This is a genomic window from Streptomyces sp. CB01201 (assembly GCF_002803085.1).
In the GTDB taxonomy this organism is placed as follows: Bacteria; Actinomycetota; Actinomycetes; order Streptomycetales; family Streptomycetaceae; genus Streptomyces; species Streptomyces hundungensis.
The window spans coordinates 1,018,799-1,039,353 of the sequence record NZ_NNBJ01000001.1; the positions used below are offsets into that span (position 1 = coordinate 1,018,799).

The window sequence follows — 20,555 nt, forward strand, 5'->3', positions numbered from 1 at the left end:
CGGGGCGCGTGGCCGGTCAACATACTGGGTCCCATCGATCGGCAAGGGCACGCACCACGGGGGGACCGGCGGACCGGCACCAGCTCGATGCCCGATGCCGACGGGAGAGGACCGGAGATCGAGATGGGCTTGGCTCAACGACTACGTTCCGCCACATTCACAGAGGGGAATTCAATGAGGACACGCAACATCACGGGCCGGGCGGCGGTTTCGGCCGCGGCCGTTCTCGCCGTCGTCCTGGGCTCGGCGGGTATGGCCGGCGCCGCCGGCCCGGCCTCGCCGGCCGCCTCGGCGCACCGGGCCTCCGCGGCCCACGAGAGCCCGGCGGCAACGGGGGCGACGCTGACCGATGCGTCGATCACGTTCTTCACCCTGGACGACAACAAGGACCACGACACCCTGCTGACCGTTCAGGTGCTGGACGGCAGCAGCAGGGTGGCGGCCTCCGCGACCGGCTTCTTCGGGGAGTTCAAGGACGGGTCGTCCCACGCCGTTCCGTTGAAGCTGCGACCGGGATTCACCTGGGACGCATTGCAGACGGGCCACTTGCGGCTCAACATCCAGCCCCACGGTGACGACACCTGGAAGTTCGGCTACGAATTGGACCTGAGCTTCTCCGACGGGGACTTCGCGCCCACCGTCGAAAGCCGCCTGTCCCTGAGCGAGGACAACAAGACGCTCCTCGACCCGCTGCAATTCTGATCAGAACCCGGCTCGGACCATCAAGGGCCTCCCCGGCCCGAGCCCGATGAGCAGTTCCTCCCCCTCGTCCGAGGGGGAGGAACTGCTCACTGCGCTGGGCCGTCACTTGCCGAGCCGGGCCCACACCGCGCCGCGCCGCCACGGTGCACACCTGGAAACCGTCCGGCCGGACCGACTATGAGCGCCGGCTACGAGAGCCGGCTACGAGGGCCGGCCGCGATGTCGACCAAGATGCCGGCCAGGGCCCGCGGTCAGGCCGACCAGGGCCTGACCGCGGGCCGAGCAAACGGCGCCGCCCCATGTTGCTGGGGCGGCGCCGTCCTCGTTCTGGCCCGTCGGACCGTGGGCGCGCAGAGCCTCCGCGCCATCGCGGGAGAACCTGGTGCCGCCCGGCATCCGCCGCACGGCGGTCAGTCGGGTCGGCGCTCGGGGTCGCCGAAGTCCGGAGTGCTGAAGTCCGGGCTGGTGAAGGTGGGGCCGGTGCGACTGGGCCCGTCGTCCGGCGGGCCGTCGTCGTCAGGGCGCGGGACGTCGGGGCTACGGTAGGCGGCGGGGCTCAGGTGGTCGGGATGACGGCCCATCGGCTCGCCCTCGTCCGGCCTGGCGGGGGAGGCGGGGCGGGCGTAGCCGGCTGCGGTGACCGGGCGGGGTGCACGCTGCGGGTCGGACGGGGCCGGGTCGGCCAAGGTGTCCCGGAGCAACGGGTAGATTCCTCGCTCCAACAGCGCATGGCGCCAGGCCTCGCGGGCGCGCGCGACCTCTTGGCTCCGCTCGTCGCCGATGTCCTCCTCGGCAGCCACCTGCGTGGCTCCGTTCCGTAGCGCGGTGCGGAGCAGTCCGATCGTCGCAGCCAGGATCGCGGCCGTCGTCAGCGAGGCAAAGACCCATCCGGCGGTCAGCACCGTTCCGGCGAAGGACGGCTCCGGCCTGAGCATCTTCAGGACATAGCCCACGAGCAGGAAGATCGCGGCCGCGGCTCCACAGAGCACAGGAGCGAGCACGGCGAAGACACCGCCGAGGCCCTCTCTCGAAGTGCGCGCAGTGACCCTGCCCGCAGCCGCTCCCGCCACGGGCGACAGATCGTCGGTGAGGGCGGACTGCGGAGCCGCGGCCTCGGCCCTCAACTCCTCGCGTGCGCTGACGTAGTGCTGGTACTCGGCCGCCGCGCTCCCGGTGACCCACGAGTCGGCGGCCAGCACGATCGTGCGCAGCTGCTCGGTGTTGAGTCGTCGGCCGACGCCGGACAGCTCGGGCCGGGCGGACGTGGTCAGCAGCGCTTGGTCCAGGATGCGCTCGAACTCCCTCTGGTCTTCGGGCAGTAGACGCGCGGTGCGAGGGACTTGGCGATCCCGGCCCGGCGGCCCCGGTCGGTCGGACGGGCGGCCCCGGTCGGTGTCCCTCGCCCTCAACGGCGGTATGGGAGCGGCTGGCGGATGGCCTCGGTCGTTGTCCTCCCCCCTCGGCTGGGGTACGACAGGGACCGTCGGCGGTGTTTCCTGCGCCGGGCTTGCCTCGTGGAGCGGGGGCACGCTCTTGGGGCCAGGTGGTTGCACCCGGATGCCCAGGAGCGATGTGAGTACACGACGACCGAGCGGGAGGCGTCGCTGCGATGTGACTGCGGCCGGCCGGTCACCGACCTCTCCCGGGCCGCCCAGCACCGCCGCAACTACCCTTCGGCTCAAGCCAGTTCGCGTCACCGCGCCGCCCCGTCCCCGCCGACGGGCGGCCCTGGAGGCGGAAGGGGGGACGTCGGACGAGCCTGGCCACCGGGTGTGTGGTCCGGGGCGCGCAGCGGGTGGGGGGGACCGCCCGGTCGCTCGCGAGGCGTCGGACCCGGCGGCCGGCCCGCTGCCGGAATCGCCCGTTCCGGGCCGTCCTTCCCCACGGCCCGTGAACGCCGCGGTCACCACCCCGGATGCCGGCGTCCCGGCGGACCCGGGAGGAGCGGCCTGGCCTGGGTGTGCGGGCCAGGGAACCGCGCCGAGCGGCACGGGAAACCGAGGCCCCTCCTCCGTGCCCGTGCTCGCCTCCGGGCCCATCGCCGTCTGCTGCGCTTCGGTGACGAGCTCGCTCACCGACTGAATGCGCCCGAGCTGAGTCAGGATCACGGGGGCGGAGATCCCGACGACGAAGGCCGCGTACGCGCCGCTGATCTGCCCGGTGGTACCGAGGAGCACGGCGGCGCCGGCGCCCAGTGCCGCGTGCACGACCGCGGCCACGGGATCGGCGACCGGATCGAAGTACCCCTGGAACGCGGGTGGACCCGCTTCCGTCCCGCCGGGCCGCGCCCGATGGACGCGACGGTCCGACTGCCACTCCAGGAACCGGTTGTAGGCCTCGATGAGCCCCCGCAGCATGCCGCCCCCCGCCCCCAACAGGATCAGTGTCGGCACATCCACGATTCCCCCGCATTCCGGACGGCACGGCCCCCGCCTCTGCAACCGGCCCTACGAGCCTAGAGGCCGACGCGCTCCCGGCGGAAGAAGTCGGCCAAGTTCAGGGTCGGCGCCTCGGCGGCGAGGGGCCCGGCTGATCGTCCCCCTACGATCGGGAGTTCGTTGTGGATCAGGACGGAAGGGTGAACCGGAGTGCCGGACGGGCGAGTTGTGATAGTGACCGGTGGAGGAACGGGCATCGGGGCGGCCACCGCCCGCCTGCTGCGTGAAGCCGGGGACCGCGTGATCGTCTCGGGACGGCGGGCCGAACCGCTGGAACGCCTGGAACGGGAGACGGGAGTGCTGGCGCACCCGTCCGACGTGGGCGATCCGGAGGCCGCCGAGGGCCTTGTCCGCGCAGCCTTGGCGGCCTACGGGCGAGTTGACGGCCTGGTGCTGAATGCGGGCATCGGGCGAAGCGGAGCGGTTGGCGATCTGTCGCTCGACGACTGGGACGAGGTGATGCGCACGAACGTCACTGGTCCGCTCCTGCTCCTGCGCGCGGCGATCCCGCACCTGTTGGAGGCGCGCGGATCCGTGGTCGCCGTCGCATCGGTGTCCGCCCTGCGCAACGGCGCGGGCAACGCGGCATACGCCACGTCCAAGGCGGCCCTGCTACAGCTGTGCCGTTCGCTCGCCGTCGACTACGGACGCCAGGGGCTGCGCGCCAACACCGTATGTCCCAGCTGGGTGCGGAGCGAGATGGCCGACCGGCGCATGGCGCGGTTCGCCGTGGAGGCGGAGCTGGGGGACCGCGGTGCGGAGTCCGGGTACGACGAGGCGACCAGGATCCTGCCCATGGGACGACCGGGCGATCCGCGTGAAGTCGCGGAGGCGATCCGCTGGTTGCTCTCTCCGGCGGCGTCCTACGTCAATGGCGCGGTGCTCACCGTCGACGGCGGGGCCACCGCGCTCGATCCCGGCACGCTCGCGTTCGACTTCCAGATCGTGCCACGCGCCACCGAGGAAGCCTGACCTCCCTGCGACCGACGGCTCCCCCTGTCGACGGCCTTGACTAGAGTCGCCCGCGTGCCCGAACACTCATACCTCGCCGCCGTTCGCGAGTCGTACGACACCGTCGCCTCCGACTACTTCGCCCGGGTCAAGGCTCCGTCGGAGCTGGATCCGCTGTCCCGGGGGATGCTGGACGTCTTCGCGGAGATGGTGCGCACGGCCGGCCTCGGACCCGTCGCCGACCTCGGCTGCGGGCCCGGCAAGGTCACGGCCCATCTCGCCGAACGGCACGTACCCGCCTTCGGGATGGACCTGTCACCCGCCATGATCGAGCTGGCGCGCACGGCCCACCCGGGGCTGCCCTTCGGCGTCGGATCGATGACCGCGCTCCCGATCGCGGACGACAGTCTCGGCGGCATCCTCGCCTATTACTCAACCCATCACACTCCGCCGGTGTTGCTCCCCGTGGTGTTCGGGGAGTTCCACCGAACGCTCGCACCGGGCGCCTGCTTGATGCTGGCCGGCCACGTGGGAGCCGACCAGCACCTGCGTCCCACCCAGGCATACGGTGGCCATCCGGTGTCCTACGAGTCCTATCTGCTGCCGCCCGACCGGATCGCCGAACTGCTGAAGCAGGCCGGGCTCGTCCTCACCGCACGGCTCGTCGAAGAGCCCGCGGAAGGCGCGCAGCGGACTTTCGCCACCTTGCTCGCGCGGAAGCCCGAACGGCCCTGACATGGTGAGCCTGTGGAACGAGCGCTTCCACGCTGTACCGGTGGCCACCACGAGGCGCCCCGCGGGAGTCGCCCTCTTCGGCGTCGAGCGGCTCGACCTGAGGGAGGTCGCGGCGCCGGCGCTGTCACCCCGCGACGAGTCCGCCCGGGACCGGGTCTGGAATGCGGCGGTCCAGTCCAACCCGGCCCTCTTCGACGGGCCCGTAGTGGCGTGCGCGGGACTGGCGCGGACCGGTCCGCACACGCTGTGCCTGTCCTGGGCCCGGGTGACCTATCCGCACTACGCGTTGCGCCGGGTTCCCGGGGCGTCCGCGTTGCCGTCGCTGTTCGTGAACGTGGTTCAGCCGCTCGATGACGGCCGCGTGCGATGAACTGGGCATCGAGGCGGCGCTGCGAAAGGGGTTCGCCACCGCCGCCGCAGCCGAGCGGGACCAAGGCCGGGAACCGGAACTCGATGGACTGGCACTGCTGCGCTCGGCCGCGGAACTGGACGGCTTGAGCGGTCCGCACGCGGACTATCTGGAGCCGGTGATCAGCCGGTATACGAGTCCGAGTCACCGAGTGCCCCCCCCCCCGGGACACCGACGCCGGACGGCCTAGGCCACGGCTCAGCGGGCGTCAGGGTTGCGGAGGCGCTGCGTGAGGAAGAGCGCCGCACGGTCGAGCGCCTGGTCGGCCTCGTCCAGCGGGCCGCCGGCGAAGGCCTGGAAGACATGGGGGGCGTCGGCGGTGATGTCGAGAATGACGTCGACTCCCGCCTTCTGGGCCCGGCTGGCGAAGCGGGTGGAGTCGTCCAGCAGGATCTCGTTCGTGCCCACCTGGACGAGGACCGGGGGGAGTCCGGTCAGGTCGGCATGGACGGCCGGGCTGAGCAGGGGCTGGGCGGGGTCCTGGCCCGCGAGGTACATGGCTCCGGTGCGCTGCACGGCAGCTCGGGTGAAGATCGGGTCGATGCCTTCCTTGGACGTCATGCTCTCGCCCGTGCGGGCGGCGTCGAGACCGGGGGAGAAGGCGACGATCGCCGCGGGCAGTGGCAGGCCCGCGTCACGGGCGGCGAGGGCGGTGGTGACGGAGTAACCGCCGCCCGCGGAGTCCCCGGCGAACGCGATGGCCGAGGCGTCCAGACCGCTGTCGAGAAGGGCGCGGTAGGCGCGCAGGTTGTCCTCAAGGCCGGCCGGGAACGGGTGCTCGGGGGCCAGCCGGTAGTCCACCGAGTACGAGTCGAACCCGGTCCTTGAGACGAGTTGCGCGGTCAGACACAGCGCCGTCTCGGGGGAGCCGAAGACGAAACCGCCGCCGTGGAAATAGAGGATCGTGCCCGGACGCGCGCCGTTGTCCGGCTCGACATGAAGGGCGGGGCGACCGCCGAGCACCGACGGTGTGGTGCGGACGTCGTCCGGTACGACCATCTGGGCCATGAGCGCCCGGAACCCGGCGCGCAGCTCCTCGACGGAAGGCTCCCCGTCGGGGCCGGGCCGACGGAGCATCGCGTCGATGGCGGCGAGCTGTTCCTTGCTCATCTGTACCTTCTCTCATCGATGTACCTTCCTCTACACTATATGCCATGGAATATAAATCCCCGGATGACGCCTCCGAGCTGCACGGATTCTTCTCCGACCTCGTGCGCTGCGAGACACGCCTCTACAACGCGCTCAACGATCACCTGCGCCGGCAACACGGCATCGTCACCTCGCAGTTCGAGTTCCTGCGCTTCCTGCGTGAGCACCCCGGCTCCCGAGTGGCCGACCTGGCCGCGGAGTTCGCGATCGGTGTCGGCGCGACCAGCAAGGGAGTCGACCGCCTGGAGAACCGGGGGTGGATCGTCCGCCAGGCCAACCCGGCCGACCGCAGGTCCTCCCTGCTGGCCCTCAGCGGCGAGGGCTCCCGGCTGCTCACCGCGGCCGAGGAGACCTTCACCGCGACCCTGCGCGGGCTGCTTGGGGGCGCGCTCGACGCGTCCGGAACGGCGGCCGCGGGGCGGTCCCTGTCCCGGCTGCGCGTCGCGCTGGAACGCGAGCAGATCGGCACCCCGGCAGGCTGAATGTCGCGCCCCTGCCCTGCTGTCGGGGAATGCCCGTTCCGGCGCTGCTCGGGGCCGAGCTTCGCGGCGGTGGATTGCGCGGAGGTGTACTGACCCACTCAACGTGCTTTCCAGAGCGTGTAGTTGTTCGAAGAATGCCGGGATGGCCAGAGTTTTTCGTTGCTGCCCGCCGCCGCTCCTTGTCGCGAGTCGTTCCGGACGGGCCGGGCCGGCGGATGGCGGATGCCGCGATTCTCCTTCTCACGATGACCGGGATCCGCACCGCACGGCTCGAAACGGGCGGCCGACTACGCGGCTCCGCATCCCAGGAAGTGCGAGGTCGGTTCTCGACGGGGGTCGGTGTTTGCGCATACGCGAACAGGACTGCTGCCCGGAATTCGGCGGCGATAAATGGCCATGCGTCATAACTCTTCCGTCACTGTGTTCTCAACGACCCCAGGCGTGTCATGGGGTGTCTTTGCCGTGCTCGACACCGTTCGGCGGGTATGGGATAGTCGTTTCGGATTCATCTTCTTAAACAAAAGAAGGCAGAAGAAGGCGGCATGCGCGATTGCGGTTGCAGGGCGTGCATGTGCGGGGAGATGAACAGAACCCTCTGGCGCTAAGGAGCACGAGTTGCCCATTCCCAGGCGCTTGATCTCGCCCGAGGGGCATATCTGGAAGACGGAAGAAATTGTGGCTCAAATTTCGGGAGCCACCGAGTTTTATGCGCGAAGCGGCGTAGTGGCCGGCTCACGGGTGATGATGAGCGGAGCCAATTCCCGCGCATGGGTCGTCGATTTGCTCGCGCTCATCCACCTCGATGCCTCGGTGGTCCTGGCCGATCACCGAGCCGCCCCAGCGCAGCGCTCGCAGATCCGTGCGCAGGCGCGCGTGATGCTGGAAGTCGGCGATGGCCCGGGCGATGCGTCCCGGTCGCAACGCGCAGGGGACCGCGAAGCCTCCACTTCACGGCCCGCCCCGGGCGCGGCCGCCGGGTCCGGCGTGGCGGCCTGGGCGCGGCGCCGGGACGCCGCCATCTCATGGTCGTCGGGTACGACGGGCAGCCCCAAGGGAATCGTCCGCTCCGGCCGCTCGATCCTGGACAATCTCGCACTGAGCGCGGAACGGATGGAGTACCGGCCCGACGACGTCTTCCTGCCCGTCCTGCCGTACTCCCATCAATACGGTCTGTCGCTGGTCCTGTGCTGGTGGCTGGGCGGGGGCACGCTCGTCGTCTACGGTCCGACCACGCGCCTGGACCGCGTCCTTGAGGTGGGCATCGACCACGGCCTCTCCATCGTGGACGGAGCCCCGTCGACCTACCACACCCTGCTCAACCTGCTGGACCGCCGGCCCTCCCTCGTGACCGCGCTGAAGGGCGTACGGGCCTGGTGCGTGGGCGGTGCCCCGCTGGGGCGCGGTCTGGCGGCCCGCTTTCATGCCCGTACGGGCGAACACCTGCTCGACGGCTACGGCGCGACCGAGGTGGGAAACATCGCGCTGGCCTCCCGTGCCGACCCGGTGGGGTGCGGCACACCGCTGCCCGGCGTGATCGTCGAAGTCCATGACGAGCACGGCCGGCCCCTCCCTCCTGGCCGGCTCGGCGAACTCGTCGTACGCAGTGGCGGCCTGATGACCGGTCACCTGGACGATCACGGTGAGATCATTCCGGTTCCGGGTCCCGTTCACCGCACCGGCGACATCGGTCTGCTCGACGACGCCGGGCGCGTTCTCCCGGTCGGGCGCAAGCACGCCGTGCACCGCGACGGCCACACCCTCTATCCCGACCACCTCGCCGCCCGGGCCGAGTCCGTCGGTGCCCAGACGGAGGTCGTCGCCGTCCCCGACGCGCGTCTGGGCGCCCGCCTGGTGTTCGTGATCGCGGACCCCGACGCACACGAGCCCGCGCACTGGAAACGGGTGCTGCGCGGTGTGCTCGCCCGCTACGAGCAGCCCGACCACATCGTGGTGCTTCCCGCGCTGCCGCTCACTAGCTCGGGAAAGCCCAACCTGGCCGTTCTGGAGAAGATCGCCATGACTTCGCTGTCCACGTCCTACGACACGTCCACCGAGCCGTCCACAACCGCCTCCACCGACACGTCCGCCGACCTGTCCAGGACCGGTTCCACCGACCCGTCCACCGACTCGGCACCGTCCGGGGCGACCGACGCGCCCCCCGACTTAGACGCGCCCCCCGACTTATCCGTGTCCGCATCAGTCGCGGTCTTGGCCACGTCCACCGCGACCGGCGCCGCCACCGGGCCGTCCGCGGCCGGCTCGGCCATCCGTGCGAACGATTACCGCATTCCCTTCGCGGCCCGCGTCGACGCGTTGCGCGCGGTACGCCACCACGTGGCCGAGAACGAGGACGCGGTGATGGCGATCCTCACCGAAATCTCGCCGCACCATACCGCCCGTGCGGAGATCCACGCGTTTCTCGCCACCCTCGATGGCGCCGAGGAGGAGATCCGCAGGGGCCGCCCCGGAAGTCTTCCGCTGGCCGCCGTCTTCATGCCCTCCAACATCCCGCTGTATTCGTATGCGCTCTATTTGCTGGTGGCCTCCCTTTACAGCGACCGCATCGTCTTTCGGCCGTCTTCCGAGATAAAAAGCCAGATGCTGCGGCTGCACGCCCTGCTGGCGCCGGTTCACGGATTGCCCATCGAGATGTACGAACTCAGCCAGCGCAAGTTCGTGACGGGGCCGGTCCGCGAGGCGGACCTCATCGTCTTCACCGGTAAGTACTCCAATGCCGAGGTCATCCGCGAAGGACTGGCGGAAGACCAGCTCTTCCTCTTCTTCGGACATGGCATCAACCCCTTCGTGATCGCACCCGACGCCGATCTCGCCCACGCCGCCCGGGACGTCACGACGATCCGGCTCTACAACTCGGGCCAGGACTGCTTCGGCCCCGACGTCGTGTTCGCGCCGAAGGGCCGCACCGAAGAATTCCTCCGCCTGTTGTCGGCCGAACTCGATTCGCTGCGCTTCGGGCCGAACGACGACCCGGATGCCGACTACGGTCCGATCTGCTACGACTCGGCGCTGGTGAACTGCTCGGACTACCTCGTGCGGCACGCGCGTCACATCCGGCACGGCGGGCGCATCGACCTGCCGTCCCGCAGGATCGAGCCCACCGTGCTGCTGTGGGGCTTCGACGACAAGATCCCTCTCGACGAGATGTTCGCCCCCGTGTTCAACGTCGTGTCCTACCCCGGTGCGAGGCAGTTGCGCGAGCGCCTGGCGAGCCCCTACTTCAGCGAACGCGCGCTGGGAGCGATGGTCTACGGGAACGACCCGGAGACCGTGAAGGTCCTGTCCCAGCGCCACCACACCTGCGTCAACCACACCCTGCTCGACGCCGAGGACGGCAACCGCCCGTTCGGCGGATTCGGGATGAGGGCCAACTACATCTCCTACGGCGGCGAGCGGCACGCCGAACCGCTGCTCATGTCGCAGGCCGTGGCGCGGAACCTGCCGGCGTCTCCCGCTGCCACGGTGGGTGAGAAGTGACCCGAGCGAGCAAGCGGTACGCCGGCGCCTGGTCCGCGATCGTCGACCTGCTGGCGGCCAACGGAGTCGACACCTGTTTCGGACTGCCCGGCGACGACCTGGAGTTGCTGGCCGCCTTCGACGCCGCCGGCCTGGACCTCGTACCGTGCCGGGACCAGCGCAACGCGATGCACATGGCGACCGGCTACGCGTTGCAGTCGGGCCGGCTCGCCGTCTGCGTGCTGGGCAAGGGGCCGGCCGTCACGCACGCCGCCACCGGCCTGCTGGAGGCGCGGGAGTCGGGTGCGCCGGTCCTCGTGCTCGCCGCCGGTGCGCCCGAACAGCGCCGGGGGAGCGGCGGGTTCCAGGAACTCGACCAAGTCTCCGTGACAGCACCCCTGGTGCGCTGGGCACACCGGGTGGGCCACCCCGACCGGGTCGTCCCCGCGACGGTGGCGGCGCTGACCCGAGCGATGGGTCCGCCGCCAGGACCGGTGTACCTGGAGTTGCCGGACGACGTCCGCACCGCCGAGATCACGGTCAGCGGTAAGTTCCCAACTCTCCCTGAAAAGCTGCTCATTGACCCGGACATCGTGACGTCGGGCCCGGCGCTTGCGGCGCTCCGCGCGAGCAGCCGCCCGGTGGTGCTCGTGGGCGGCGGAATGCGGCACCGCAACGACGACAGCGCGGTCGAACGCTTCGCCGAACGCCTGGGCGCGGCGCTGTTCACCACCGCGTCCGGCCGGGGAACCGTCGACGAGAACCATCCGCTGTTCTGCGGCGTGGCAGGCCTCTATGCCGCTTCCCCCGCCCGTGAGTTGTGGTCGTCCTGCGACCTGGTCGTGTCGCTCGCCGGGCGGCTTGAGGAGACGGTTGTCGAAGGCGGCACACCCTGGCCCCCGGTCACCGTGGTGCAGGTCAACATCGACCCGGGCGGACTGTCGTCGGAGTTCTCCGGTCCGCGCGTCATCGGCGACGCCCGGCACGCCGTGCTCGGCTGGACCCGGGCGCTCGGCGATGACCGCGGGGCCGGGCACACGGACGCGAGCGAGCGCCGGGAGAACGAAGGCGCGGACGCGACAGTGCAGTGGCGGAACGAGATCGCGGATGCCCGCAAGGCCATGTCGCGGGCAGTCGAAGGGGAGTTGGCCCGCGCCGCGACGCTGCCGGGAATCCGCATCGCCGAGCTGCTCGCCGCACTCGACGCCACTGCCGCGGAGCGGCACGTCCTCGTCCAGGAGAACGGGCTCCAGGACATGTGGTCCTACTGCTTCCCCTTCCACATCGGCGGCGGATCCATCGTGCCGTCCGAACAGACCCCGCTGGGCTTCGGGGCCGCCGCGGCCATCGGGGTCAAGCGAGCGGCCCCGGACCACGACGTCACCGCGTTCATCGGGGACGGTGCCTTCCTGGCGGCCCGCGCGGACATCGCCGTCACCGCACCGGCCCACGGCGGAGTCCTCTACGTGGTGCTGTGCAACGGCGGCTACGGCTGGCTCGACGCCCAGCGCGCCCGTCTCGGCCTCGACGCCGAGCGCTACCCCTTCACCCGGGCGGGCGCGCCGCCGCCCACGGTGGACGGGTCGGACGTCCACCACCGGGTGCTGCGCGACAAAGCCACGCTGACCGAGGAGGTCGTCGCTGCACGCCGGTTCTGCGCCAAGGGAGGCACGGCCGTGCTCATGGTGCCCGTCGCCCCCGACGACATCCCTCCGTGCATCAGCGAAGCCGAGGTGGTCCCCCAGTGACAGCGGCAAGGGAGCGAGATGACGCCCGGCGCCGGGTCGTGGTCACCGGGTACGGCGCGGTGACGCCGCTGGGCCACAGCGTCGACGAGACGTGGACGGCGATGCTGGCCGGTCGCAGCGGCATCGACACCGTGGACGCGATCGACGTGACCGACCTCGGCGTCCGCATCGGCGGCCAGGTCCGCGGGTTCACCCCCAGCCGTTACATGCCCCGGACGGTCAGCCGACGCGCCGACCCGTACGCGCAGTACGCCCTCGCCGCGGCGCTGGAAGCCTGCGCACACGCCGGACTCGTCGTCGACGAACAGCTGGCACCGCGGGTCGCCGTGATCATCGGGAGCGGGTACGGCCCCGTGGGGTCCATCTACCGCGCCGCGAACATCCTGCGCGACAAGGGGCCACGCGCCATCAGCCCCTTCACCCAGGTCACGACCGCCATGGACAGCGCGGCCGGCGAGATCAGCATGCGTCTGGGCACCCAGGGCCCCAGCCGGGCCCAGAGCACGGCGTGCGCCAGCGGCGCGGACGCGGTGGGCGCGGGGATGCGCATGATCAGCCATGGCGAGGCCGACGTCGTTCTCGTCGGCGGCGCCGACGCCTGCGTCACCACCGTCGACCTCGCGGGCAGCGGCAATGCCCGCGCGCTGTCCAGACGGAACGACGAGCCGACCTCGGCGTGCCGCCCCTTCGACGTGCACCGCGACGGTTTCGTGATGAGCGAGGGAGCCGCCGTGGTGGTCCTTGAGGCCGCCGACGTGGCCGAGAGGCGGGGAGCGACGGCCCTGGCCGAACTCATCGGGTACGGAGCGAGTTCCGACGCCCATCACTGGACGGCCCCGCACCCGGAGGGAAGGGGCGCCTGCCTCGCCGTCGAGGCGGCGCTGCGCGACGCGCGGATATCGGGAGCGGACGTGGACTACGTCAACGCCCATGGAACCGGGACGCAGTTGAACGACGCCACCGAAGCGGCCGTTCTGCGGAAGGTACTGGGAGATCGCATCGACCGGATCCCGGTCAGCTCGACCAAATCGATGACCGGGCACATGATCGGTGCCGCGGGCGCGGTCGAGCTGGTGGCCTCGATCCAAGTCCTGCGCACCGGTGACGTCCCGCCGACCATCAACTGCGACGAACCGATCGACCCGGACATCAACTTCGTACCGCACCAGGCGCAGCACCACGACGAGGTACGGATCGCTCTCAGCAATTCGTTCGGCTTCGGTGGTCACAACGCCGTTCTCGTGGTCCGATCCGTATGAGGTCCCGGTCGTGAACCACCCTCCCCAACCGGCCCCGGGCCCCGTCACCGTCCTGCGCAGCGGGCCGCTGACCTGGATCCAGCAGTGGCACTGGTTCGAGCACACCATCCCCGCACAACGCCGGGTGAACCCGACGCCGCTCGCGGACCACTGCCACGTCCCGCCCTCGGCCACGGTCGCCGATGTGCTCGCGGCGCTCGCGTCCCTCACCGCCCGCCACGAGGCGCTGCGCACCACCGTCGACCCGCTCCGCCCGATCCAGTACGTCCACCACCCGGACTGGGCTCCGCTGCCGGTCGACTACGTCGACGTGCCCAACGCCGACGCCGACACCCTGGAGGCCGCCACCGCGACGCTGGCCGCCCACCCGATCGACCCCGAGCGGCACCCGCCCTGGCTCGCGAGGGTGCTGCTCCGGGGCGGGAAGCCGCGCGCGGTCGTGATAGCAGCCCACCACGTCCTGATCGACGGCTGGGGTCTGGCGGTGCTGATCGACCAGCTGCACTCCCAACTGTGCCGTTGCGAGGGGTTATTGGAGGCGTCCCCGCATCCTCTCGACATGGTTGCCACCCAGCCCCTGGAACGCGCCCGAGCGGCCGAGCTGGAATGGCTCACGCGTCTGGCGGGCAACCCGACCAACGTGCTGGCCCCCTTCGGCGGGAGCGACGACGGCGCCGGGCGCCACCGCCTCCAGCACCGCTCGGTGGACGCGTACCACGACCTCGACCGCCTGGCCCGTCGCCACCGGGTCAGCCCGGAGGCCGTCGTGCTCGCGGCGCTCGCCCACGACATCGCCACCCGCACCGGCGAACACCGGTTCCTCGCGTCCGTGGTGGTCTCCAACCGGGCCCGCGCCGCGCTGCGGCACAGCATCGGCGTCCGGGCACTGACGGTCCCGGTACAGATCGACCTCCGCCCGGGTGCCGCCTTCGGCGAAGTGGTCGCCTCCGTCGCCGCGGCCTCCGCCGCGGCCTACCGGCACGGCCAGTGGCGCCCCGCCGAACTGGTCGCGTCCCAGGCACGCATGGACCGGCGCCGCGGCGTCGTGACCGTACCCACCATCGAGTACAACTGCTACTCGTGGCCACGGGACTACCTGGTCCCCACGCAGTACGGGCCGTCCGACGGGGCCGACACCTGGATCACGAGCGCCCCCGACGACCCCTGCGAGACGCTCTATGTGGACCTCGGCCGGGACGAGGGGGTCGTCACCCTCGACGTCACCGTCGGAGACCATCTGCTCGACGCCGAGCAGGCCCTGGAGCTGCCGGTCCGGTTGTGCGGTCTGCTGCGCGCGCTCGCCGACGGCGCCGAGTGCCCGGTGCCGGAACGCCCCCTCAACCCCGCCGCCCCCGGCTGGTGGCGCGCCCCACAGGGATGGGTGCGCCTGGCCGACGTCGAGGAGGTGTTACGCGGTCATCCGGGCGTGCACGCGGTGACGGTGGCGCCCGACGGGCAGGCGGCAGAGGAGCGTGAGGCGTCCGAAGGCGATTGCGGTGGCGGGGAGATGAAGGCGCAGCGCGCGGGGACGAGGGGGGAGGGGAGCGGACCGCACCTCGTGGCGTACGTCCGCACCGACCCCGGCGTCACCCCCGGCGACCTGCACCGCCACGTCCTGGACCACCTGGGCGAAGTGCCCGGTCTGGTGGCCCCGAGGCGTTACGTCCTGACCGCCGTGACCGGGCCCGACCCCGGGCGGTCCTGCGACCAGCCGGTCAGCGCCGCCGGCGATACGGAAGCCCTCTGGATCCGGTCGCGCCCGGCCGAGACGTGTGCCGAACGCGCGTTGGCCGCCGCCGTGGCCTCCGTCGTGCCCGGCGGTCTGCCGGCCGGCACCCTCGACAGCCCCGACGCCGTGGACATGCACCGCAGCCTCGCCGACCACGGCGTGACGCTGGTCGCGATACCACAACTGCTCGCACTGCTCGACCAGTTCGGCTTCACCGGGATCGCGTCGGACGAGCTGGCCGGGACGGCCTCGCTCGGTCGTCTCGCCGCGGCCCTGGAGCCCCTACCGCCCCGCGACCCCCGTGGAGGAGACACCTCACCATGACCGCGTCCCACATCGCCACACAGTCCGTGGACCGCCTGGCCCCGTGGGCCTTCGGCGCTTTCGTCGAGGCGAACACGCACGACACGGCCTACCGCCCGCCCGTGGTGGACGGCCCGGTCGGGCCGACCATCGTCCGCAACGGCCGCGAGCTGGTGAACTTCGCCAGCATCAGCTTTCTCGATCTGGAGCGCCACGTCCCCGTACAACGCCATTTCGCGGAGGGGGCACTCGCCCACGGCCTGAGCACCAGCGGATCGAGGATGACGCAGGGGATCTGCCGTCCGCACCAAGTGCTCGAAGACACGATCGCCCGCCACACCGGCAAGGAACGGGCCATCAGTTTCGCCACGGGGCTCCTCGCCAACATCGGGTTCGTCCATGCCATGAGCAGTTCCGCGCACTTCGACGCCGGGATCGAAGTGCGCAACCACGACACCGTTTTCGTCGTCGACCGGGACGTCCACTGGAGCATCTGGAAGGGCTTGGAAGGACTCGACTACGGGCGCAACGTCCACGCGTTCCGGCACAACGACGTCTCCGATCTGGCCCGCATCCTGGAACGGGTCAGCGCCCGCAAGACCGTCGTGATCGCAGAGAGCATCTACTCGGCCGACGGCACCATGGGACCCATCGTCGACATCCTCGACGCGTGCGACCGGCACGGCGCCATCAGCATGATCGACGATGCGAACGGGTTCATGGTGTACGGGCCCGAGAACCGTCCGTACGCGCGGGAAGCGGCCGCGATCCGGGAGCGGGCGGACTTCGTCATGGTGTCCCTTTCGAAGGCCATCGGCCTGGAAGGCGGTGCGATCGCCGGGCCGGCCACGGCCATCGATGCCTTCGAACTCCTCTCCGGCACCTCCATGTTCACGGCCGCCATCCAACCTCCCACCGCCTACACGGCGACGCGCACGATCGACGCCCTCGCCGACGAGCCGGCGATCGTCGACGACTACTTGGCGCATGCGGCACGCTTCCGCCGCCAGATGCACGAGGCGGACACGCCGACCACGCCGACCGAGTCGTACATGCTCTCGGTACCGATCGGGAACGACGCCGCCGCCCTTCAGATGCGGGAGTGGTTCGTCGAGGACGGTTACCTCGTGCCGGTCTTCTCCTACCCCGCCGTCTCGCGCAACCGGGCCCTCCTGCGCCTGTTCCCGCACGCCGGCCACACCGAGGAACAGATGGACGGCTTCCTGCGCACCCTGCTCACCTACCGTCGCCGCCTCGGCATCTGACCTCCCCGCAAAGGCTCGCCCCGCAGCCCGCAGCGCGTCTCATGTCGCCCCCTCAAGCCTCAAGTCTCAAGAAGGAGAAGCCCCGTGGTGAACAGCACCGGCAACACCAGCAGTGCGACCGGCAATGCCACCAGCGCTACCGGCAGTTCGGGCAACACCGACATCCTGACCGCCGTTGCCAAGATCGTCGAAGAGGTCGCCGGGGTCGACTCCGCCGCGGTGACCGCCGAGAAGTCGTTCATCGACGATCTCGACATCGACTCACTGTCGATGGTGGAGATCTCCGTTGCGCTTGAGGACAACTTCCAGGTGAAGATCCCCGATGACCTGATCACGGAGCTGAAGACCGTCGGCGACACCGTGAGCTACATCGCCGACCACCGGTGACCGCCGCCGGACGGCCGAGCCGCCGGACCGTACGGACCGCTCGCCCCGTCCGAACGGCTCGCCCCCTCCGGCTCAACATCACGTCACCGTGCGGGAGTTGGGCATGAGCATCCTGGAGCGCTTCCGGCTCGACGGCCGCGTCGCCGTGGTCACCGGCGCCTCCTCCGGGCTCGGGGTAGCCTTCGCCACCGCGGTGGCCGAGGCCGGAGCCGATGTCGTACTGGGGGCGCGGCGCGCCGAGAGGCTGGCGGCGGTGCGCACGGCCGTCGAGAAACTCGGCCGCCGGGCCATCGCGGTGCACACCGACGTCGCCGAGCCGGAGGACTGCCGCGCGCTGGTCGACGCGGCCGTGCGGGCCTTCGGGCGGGTGGACATCCTCGTCAACAACGCCGGGATCAGCAGTGAACTGCCCGCGACGGAGGAAACCCCGGAGCAGTTCCGCGAGGTCATCGACATCAACCTCAACGGGGCTTACTGGATGGCCCAGGCGGCGGGCGCGGTGATGCTGCCCGGCAGCGCCATCGTCAACATCTCCAGCATCCTCGCGCTGGTCACCGGCGGTCTGCCGCAGGCCGCGTACTCGGCGTCGAAGGCCGGCCTGCTCGGGCTCACCCGAGATCTCGCCCAGCAGTGGACGCCCAGCAAGGGCATCCGCGTCAACGCCCTGGCGCCGGGCCTCTTCACCTCCGAGATGACCGACGGTTACGGCGAGGGCTATCTGGAGGCGATGATGCCGCGGGTGCTCTCAGGTCGGATCGGGCAGCCCGAGGAGCTGGCTGCGGCACTGCTCTTCCTGGTGTCCGACGCGTCGTCCTACATCACCGGCACCACCCTCACGGTCGACGGAGGTACGCACATCGCCTAGTGACGAGCGGAGTGGGCCACATGGGCGGGCCGCCATGCGGTGGCGGACGCCGCGGGCAGCGGACCGCGGATGCGAAATGGCTCTGCGGGGACGGTCCCACCCGGCCGAGCAGTGTGTTTCGTCCCAAGCGAGTGGATGGGGGCAAGTTGCCGATCAGCGAGAGGGGCACGCTTTCCCGCCCGGGTTCATCCGGATGCGGCCGCGGTGACGATGATGTGCGCCGTCCCGAGTCGGCGGGTCAACAGCACTGTGCGGCAAGCCAGTTGGGCGTGCTCGGTCGCCTGACCGACGACTGCCCGCCGGGCAGCGGGGCGGTTGCGCGCGGCGCCCCGGGGCTCCGGCGATGACCATGGAGCCGACCGCCCGTTCCCTGCCGCGCGAGCCGCTCGGCGAAGCGCATCTGCGTCGTCTGATCGCGGGCCAGGGCCTGGCGGCCGTGGTCGATGCGCTGTTCCTCATATGGCTCACGCTCTTCGTCCTGAAGCTGTCGGAGCCGGGAATGGCCACAGGATTCGTTCTGGTGGCCGTGGCACTGCCACGAGCGGCGCTCCTGCTCCCCGCGGGAGTACTGGTCGACCGGCTCGGCCCCGCCCGGATCGCGGCCGGTGCCGCCTGGCTCCGCGTCGCGGTCCTGCTGGCCCTCGGCGCCCTGGTCACCTTGACCTCGCCTTCGGTGACGGCGGTGGCACTGCTCGCCGCACTGCTCGGGGTCGCCGACGCCGCGTACTTCCCTGCGGCCCTTGCTCTGCTGCCCGGCGTCGTACCGACCGAGCGGCTCGCCCGGGTCAACGCGCTGGTGCAGGGCGCGGAGTCCGGGGGCGACCTGATCGGGCCGGCGGTGGCCGCCGGAGTCATCGCCGCCGTCGGCTTCGACGCGACGCTCGGGGGGATCGCGGCGCTGGCCGCACTGGCCGCCGTCGCCCTCAGCATGCCCATCCGCGCGATACGGAGTGGCGAAAGCATGCCGACCCGCGCGATCCGGAGCGGCGAACCTGCCGGGGACTTTGCCGACCCGGAGAGCGTCGAGGGGGAGCAGCTCAGCACCGCGCGTGCCCTCGGCGCGGGCTTGAGCTACGCCTGGCGTGAGCCGGTGGTGCGAGGGATGCTGGCGGCCATCGCTCTGATCAATATCGCGGTGGTGGGCCCCGTGCTGGTCGGGGGTGCTGTCCTCGCCGACCAACGTCTGGGCGGCGCGGGCGCGTTGGGCATCGTGCTCTCCGGGTTCGGCGCCGGATCGCTGGCCGGCTCGCTCGTGGCGGGGTGGCGACCACCCGCCCGGCGGGGCTGGACGGTGGTCGGCGGGGTCGCCGCGATCGGCGCGGGCATGGCCGGACTGGCGGCCGTGGGCGATGTCGTCGCCGCCACGGCGGTGGTCTCCCTCATCGGCCTCGGCTCGGCGTTCCTCGGAGTGGTCGTCGTGGCCACCCTCCAGGAGCGAGTTCCGCAGGGACTGCTGGGCCGTGTCCTGAGCCTCGTCGTCCTTGCCACGGTGGCGTTCGACCCGTTCTCCTACACGCTTGCCGGCGTCCTGGTCCCGCTCGGCACGACCATGCTGTTCCTGGTGTGCGGCAGCGCCGTCCTGACGTGTGCTGCCCTGGTCGCCCTGAGCCCGGCGATCCGCTCCCTGCGCTGACCGCGCCGATCAGGACAGTCGTCCGGCGGACGTCGGGATTCGTCGCTCTGCCGCGGAGACCGTCCCCAACTGCCCTGGCCGCACACCACGGCACCGGGGCCCTTCGCACAGGGGCCGGGGCACGGGCCCCTGCCGAGAGTTCAGCAGGGGCCCGTGCCCGCCGTGAACCGCGGGCGGGCGGTGCCCGCCCGCGATGAGTGGCGGACGGTCGAATTCGGCTAGCTGTCGCCGCCGACCTGACGGTTCGGCCTCACTTCAGGTGGCGGGTGAAGAACTGGGCGGCGGCCTCCCCCGCGTACTGCGGGACGCCGGTGTGTCCGCCCATATGGGCGTGCAGGGACTTCTCCTTCGAGCCGAAGGCGTTGAACAGGTCCAGGGCCGCCTGCCGGTCGTTTCCTTCGTCGTCCCACTGGAGCAGGACGTGCAGCGGAATGGTGACCCGGCGGGCCTCCTCGACGATGGCGCGCGGGACGAAGCTCCCCGCGAAGAGGCCGGCGGCCACGATGCGGGGCTCGACCACCGCGAGCCGGACTCCGATGGAGATCACTCCTCCCGAGTATCCGACCGGGCCGCCGATCTCGGGCAGCGACAGGAGGGCGTCCAGGGCGGCCTGCCACTCCGGGACCGCCTTGTCGACCAACGGGAGGATGAGGGCTTCGACGATCTCCTCGCTGACCGGCTCACCGGCCTGCATCACCCGGCGCAGGTCGGCGCGTGCTTCGTCGACGGCGGGCCAGCGAGGCCGGTCGCCGCTTCCGGGCAGTTCGATGGTGGCGGTGGCGAAGCCCTCCGCCGCGGAGTGCCGGGCGCGGGCCACCAGCCGGGGGTACATCTTGCGCAGCCCGAGGGGAGGGTGGCCGAGGAGGACCAGCGGCGCTGGTGTGGTGGCGGTGGCGGACTCGGGCGTCCACAGGGTGCCGGGGATCTCGCCGAGGGTGAATTCGCGTTCGAGGACGCCGTCGTCGAGATGCCGAGCGGAAGTGAAGTCCATGATCGTGCCTTTCGGGAGTGCACTGGAATGGCGCT

General features: G+C 71.0%; 16 protein-coding genes. 13 read left to right on the forward strand and 3 right to left on the reverse strand.

All coding sequences use genetic code 11. From position 1 onward, the window contains the following. The first annotated feature begins 174 nt into the window (after window positions 1-174). Entirely contained in the window at window positions 175-702 is a 528-nt protein-coding gene (locus CG740_RS04605) for a hypothetical protein (protein WP_100573538.1), read from the forward strand. A 410-nt stretch (window positions 703-1,112) separates the two neighbouring features. Here the strand turns inward: CG740_RS04605 and CG740_RS04610 are convergent, their stop codons facing one another. Continuing rightward, window positions 1,113-2,021 carry a hypothetical protein gene (locus CG740_RS04610; protein ID WP_100573693.1) on the reverse strand — a complete coding sequence of 303 codons (909 nt, stop codon included), beginning with the start codon at window positions 2,019-2,021 and terminating at the stop codon, window positions 1,113-1,115. 1,269 nt (window positions 2,022-3,290) lie between these two features. Between CG740_RS04610 and CG740_RS04615 the strand changes: the two genes are divergently transcribed. The 3 genes from CG740_RS04615 to CG740_RS40740 are packed head-to-tail and all read left to right on the forward strand — an operon-like array spanning window position 3,291 to window position 5,196. Further along, complete coding sequence (locus tag CG740_RS04615) at window positions 3,291-4,112, forward strand: SDR family NAD(P)-dependent oxidoreductase (protein WP_100573539.1); 822 nt, start codon at window positions 3,291-3,293, stop codon at window positions 4,110-4,112. A 54-nt stretch (window positions 4,113-4,166) separates the two neighbouring features. Next, window positions 4,167-4,826, forward strand: coding sequence for a class I SAM-dependent methyltransferase (locus CG740_RS04620; protein WP_100573540.1), 660 nt, complete (start codon window positions 4,167-4,169; stop codon window positions 4,824-4,826). A gap of 40 nt (window positions 4,827-4,866) precedes the next feature. Continuing rightward, window positions 4,867-5,196 (forward strand): hypothetical protein, encoded by a 330-nt coding sequence (locus CG740_RS40740; protein WP_234376040.1) that lies wholly within the window; start codon window positions 4,867-4,869, stop codon window positions 5,194-5,196. Between the two features lie 237 nt (window positions 5,197-5,433). On the opposite strand, the gene CG740_RS04630 is transcribed toward CG740_RS40740, so the two are convergent. After that, the gene (locus CG740_RS04630) at window positions 5,434-6,345 is read right to left on the reverse strand and encodes an alpha/beta hydrolase (protein ID WP_100573541.1); all 912 of its coding nucleotides are present in this window, start codon (window positions 6,343-6,345) and stop codon (window positions 5,434-5,436) included. A gap of 44 nt (window positions 6,346-6,389) precedes the next feature. Here CG740_RS04630 and CG740_RS04635 point away from each other — a divergent pair, with 44 nt between their 5' ends. From CG740_RS04635 to CG740_RS04680, 9 genes are all read left to right on the forward strand, one after another. Continuing rightward, complete coding sequence (locus CG740_RS04635; RefSeq protein ID WP_100573542.1) at window positions 6,390-6,866, forward strand: MarR family winged helix-turn-helix transcriptional regulator; 477 nt, start codon at window positions 6,390-6,392, stop codon at window positions 6,864-6,866. 615 nt (window positions 6,867-7,481) lie between these two features. Next, on the forward strand, window positions 7,482-10,361 hold the full coding sequence (locus tag CG740_RS40745; RefSeq protein WP_234376041.1) for an aldehyde dehydrogenase family protein: 2,880 nt from the start codon (window positions 7,482-7,484) through the stop codon (window positions 10,359-10,361). Continuing rightward, on the forward strand, window positions 10,358-12,088 hold the full coding sequence (locus CG740_RS04650; protein WP_100573543.1) for a thiamine pyrophosphate-binding protein: 1,731 nt from the start codon (window positions 10,358-10,360) through the stop codon (window positions 12,086-12,088). The genes CG740_RS40745 and CG740_RS04650 overlap by 4 nt, the downstream gene beginning before the upstream one ends. Continuing rightward, window positions 12,085-13,347, forward strand: a complete 1,263-nt coding sequence (fabF, locus tag CG740_RS04655; RefSeq protein ID WP_199846324.1) for a beta-ketoacyl-ACP synthase II — start codon at window positions 12,085-12,087, stop codon at window positions 13,345-13,347. The genes CG740_RS04650 and fabF overlap by 4 nt, the downstream gene beginning before the upstream one ends. A 10-nt stretch (window positions 13,348-13,357) precedes the next feature. Beyond that, entirely contained in the window at window positions 13,358-15,400 is a 2,043-nt protein-coding gene (locus CG740_RS04660) for a condensation domain-containing protein (RefSeq protein WP_100573545.1), read from the forward strand. Next, window positions 15,397-16,644, forward strand: a complete 1,248-nt coding sequence (locus CG740_RS04665) for an aminotransferase class I/II-fold pyridoxal phosphate-dependent enzyme (RefSeq protein ID WP_100573546.1) — start codon at window positions 15,397-15,399, stop codon at window positions 16,642-16,644. The genes CG740_RS04660 and CG740_RS04665 overlap by 4 nt, the downstream gene beginning before the upstream one ends. A gap of 162 nt (window positions 16,645-16,806) precedes the next feature. Continuing rightward, on the forward strand, window positions 16,807-17,031 hold the full coding sequence (locus CG740_RS04670) for an acyl carrier protein (RefSeq protein ID WP_234376068.1): 225 nt from the start codon (window positions 16,807-16,809) through the stop codon (window positions 17,029-17,031). Window positions 17,032-17,134: 103 nt separating this feature from the next. Next, window positions 17,135-17,896: an SDR family NAD(P)-dependent oxidoreductase gene (locus tag CG740_RS04675; protein WP_100573547.1), complete on the forward strand. Its 762-nt coding sequence runs from the start codon at window positions 17,135-17,137 to the stop codon at window positions 17,894-17,896. 343 nt (window positions 17,897-18,239) lie between these two features. Then, on the forward strand, window positions 18,240-19,529 hold the full coding sequence (locus tag CG740_RS04680; RefSeq protein WP_100573548.1) for an MFS transporter: 1,290 nt from the start codon (window positions 18,240-18,242) through the stop codon (window positions 19,527-19,529). A gap of 250 nt (window positions 19,530-19,779) precedes the next feature. Here CG740_RS04680 and CG740_RS04685 read toward each other — a convergent pair whose 3' ends face one another. Next, on the reverse strand, window positions 19,780-20,520 hold the full coding sequence (locus CG740_RS04685) for an alpha/beta hydrolase (RefSeq protein ID WP_100573549.1): 741 nt from the start codon (window positions 20,518-20,520) through the stop codon (window positions 19,780-19,782). Between the last annotated feature and the right edge of the window lie 35 nt (window positions 20,521-20,555).